Origin of the sequence: Jatrophihabitans lederbergiae (assembly GCF_031845305.1) — a bacterium.
Taxonomy (GTDB): domain Bacteria; phylum Actinomycetota; class Actinomycetes; order Mycobacteriales; family Jatrophihabitantaceae; genus Jatrophihabitans_A; species Jatrophihabitans_A lederbergiae.
In genome coordinates this window covers 1-1,747 of sequence record NZ_JAVREH010000144.1, presented here as the reverse complement: position 1 = coordinate 1,747, position 1,747 = coordinate 1, and the positions used below count along the sequence as shown (strand labels likewise).

The window sequence follows — 1,747 nt, the reverse complement described above, 5'->3', positions numbered from 1 at the left end:
GATACAACTCGACAGCGTCGCGGCGAAACTCCTCGGAGTAGTTCTTCCTCGCCATGAGTGGATCATCTCGCTTCCACCCCACCGAAGCAGGGATTGAGCGTGTCCACTACTCGGGGTCAGGTCCCGCCTGACGGAACTGGTGCGCTCCGATGCGTATGGGAGACAGGCCGGTGGAACCGGGCCTGCCGAAAGTTCATTTGAGTCGCCGAACGGTAACACGAAACACGCGCGTTACTGGATCTACTGCTCGGTCTATGTATCACTGCCACCTGCCCGGGCGGCCAGTGTCCAGACCTGCATCGGAAGAGACCGAGGAGGATTTCGTTGGCTCATGTTGCCCAGTTCACGGCTGGACTCCAGCAGTGGATCCGTTTAGGCGTTCGGTGCGGGCTCGTCGGCAGTAGTGGCTGGTCTCGGCTCGTGGCAGTGGCCTTCTGCGCCTGCGCCACCGGTGGGCGCTCTCTTGATCTTCCCGGTGGCGCCACAGTTGCCGGCGCCGCACCCCCACGGCGTGGGTGCTGCATGATGCGCTGCCGAGGGAAGCGCTTCAACCGACTTCCCGGTCCATGAAGGACACGAGAGATCTCCGCAGGTCACGCGCCAGGCCTTGCTCTCCGTATGTGATAGGTCTACGGAATGTATGAGCTGCCATTTTACATCCGTGTCGCCGCATGCCAGTATTTGGATCGTCGGTGACCGTCCGTCGTAGAGCGGTCCAGGTCTGGCCGGCGTTGGACGACGAAGGTGGGAAAGATAGCCGATGCAGCGCGAAGTCGTCACGGGTTACCGGTTCATGCGGAAGCCTGTTCGCCCTACCTGTTCTTGGACAGTTCGGAGATGGCCTGGGCGGGGCGGGAGGCGGCCAGTTTCACCTCTGCAGCTCTCACATCTGCGACGGTGGCCCGGCTTCTTAGGCTCACCAAGCGCAAAGGCGCTCTGCTGTCTGGAGCAGACGCGGGCATCAATGCGAACCTCCCGAACGTCGACCTCTGCAGAAGAACAGCGATGACCGCCATCGTTCACCTGGTTCGTCACGGGGAGGTCGTTAATCCTCATCAATTGCTCTATGGGCGGCTACCGGGTTTTCCGCTGAGCAGCCTGGGACGGCGGCACGCCGAAGAATTCAGCAGCGAGTTCTGCGAGCGACCGATAGCCGAGGTGATCAGCTCCCCTCTGGAACGGGCGCAGGAGACCGGTGGCATCCTCGCTAAGCTACTGGGCGTGCAGTTGCGCACCGACACGCGACTCGTCGAGAGCTGGGCTCGCTTCGAAGGACGCAAGTTCAAATACAGACCGTACTTTCGCCCTGCCGAATGGCGTTACTACCTCAATCCTTGGAAACCGACCTGGGGCGAGCCATTTTTCGACATTGCCGAGCGTATGGCGGCCGCAGTCCTCGACGCACGCCCCGCTGGCGGCCAAGGAGAAGTGATTTGTGTCAGCCATGCCGCCACCATCTACACTGTTCGCCGGTACTTCGAAGGCAGGCGAATCCAGCATCTTTCGTCCGCCCGTATAGTTGACTACCTGTCGGCCACGTCTATCTGTTTCGAGGGCGACGTAGTTACCGACGTCTCTTATCGGGAATTTCCGAAGCGCCACAGTAGCGATGGAAGATCGCTAGCCCGAAACTTTCACGCAGCGCCTGTTGGTCGTCGTTGTTGAGGCGGAAGCCTCTGTGGTTTCCGATTGTGCCGTGGGGGCATGACAATTTGGCCGAGTCGCTCGGTTCGCCGGTTCCACATGC

Annotated in this window: 1 protein-coding gene; it reads left to right on the top strand. The window is 60.8% G+C overall.

Annotated elements, in window-relative coordinates; all coding sequences use genetic code 11:
* Positions 1-1,005 precede the first annotated feature (1,005 nt).
* Positions 1,006-1,665: a histidine phosphatase family protein gene (locus RM423_RS24575; protein WP_311425667.1), complete on the top strand. Its 660-nt coding sequence runs from the start codon at positions 1,006-1,008 to the stop codon at positions 1,663-1,665.
* Positions 1,666-1,747 lie beyond the last annotated feature (82 nt).